We start from the raw sequence: 978 nt of genomic DNA, 5'->3' as shown, positions 1-978 counted from the left end.
GCTGGGGCGCCGCCTGGAGCGCGCGCACCATCTGGCGGCGTCCACCCGTGTGCGCCGCGCCCCGCGCGCGCTCGACGACGATGCTCTGAATGATGATCCGCGCCGCGAGGCGCTGGAGCTGGCTGCCGAGCACGACCGCCAGCTGCGCGCGCTCGCCAGCCTGGCGTCGGTGCAGGCGCTCGACGGCCTCATCGAAAGGGCCGGGCTGCTGGCCAGCGCCATGGAGAGCCCGGTCGCCGAGCTGCAACGTTTGATGCCGCCCTGGGCGATCGATCGGAGCGCGGGGGGGCTACTTCTGCTCGATGAGCTCGAGCGCGCCTCTGAGGCGGACTGCCCCCCGGCGCTGGCGATGCTCAAACCTCGCTCGCGCGACTTTGAGAAGAGCCTGGCGCAGAACCTGGAGAGCCAGGGCCTGCTGGTCGCCGTGCGCGCCGCCCTGGCGTTTGGCCCGTGCCCGGGCGATGAGGTCCCCTCCCAGCGCGAACTTCGCCATTATCTGGCCGGATTTACGCTCTTTGCCGAAGATCCGGCGCTGCTGGCGCTGACCCAGGCGCTGATGGAGACTCGCCATCGGATGCTCCTGCACCTGCAGGGGGCGCTGCCTCTAAGCGCGCTCAAACCCTGGACGCTCTATCTACGCGGCGAATGCTCGGAGCTTGCCGACTCCCGCGAGATCCCGCTGCGCGAAGCCACCCACTACGCCCACTACTGCCTGCACCTGCTCAACCTCTGCGACCTGGCCGACACCCCGGGGCTCACACTTCGCGACGCGCTGCGCCGCTCTTTGATGAGCCGCGAAGAGGAGCTGCGTGAGCTCGTGCTGCTGGGCCAGCGCCAGGGCTTAAGCGATCAGGAGGCCGATCTGGGCCGTTTTGAACAAGCGCGCTGGCGGGCCGAAGGCCCGCGCGCCGCCCTGGCCGACCGCCTCGCCAGGCTGGCCGGCGCCTGGGTTCACGGTGAGGCCCCCGGCCCCCTGGG

The 978-nt window shown here is 71.0% G+C and carries 1 protein-coding gene; it reads left to right on the top strand.

Annotated elements, in window-relative coordinates; all coding sequences use genetic code 11:
• Window positions 1–978: hypothetical protein (locus tag FRC96_RS22315; protein WP_230470330.1), on the top strand; the 978-nt coding region annotated here is incomplete at both ends.

This window comes from Lujinxingia vulgaris (assembly GCF_007997005.1).
Classification (GTDB): Bacteria; Myxococcota_A; Bradymonadia; order Bradymonadales; family Bradymonadaceae; genus Lujinxingia.
Note: the sequence above shows the minus strand (reverse complement) of the source record. Positions and strands in the feature narration are given on the sequence as shown.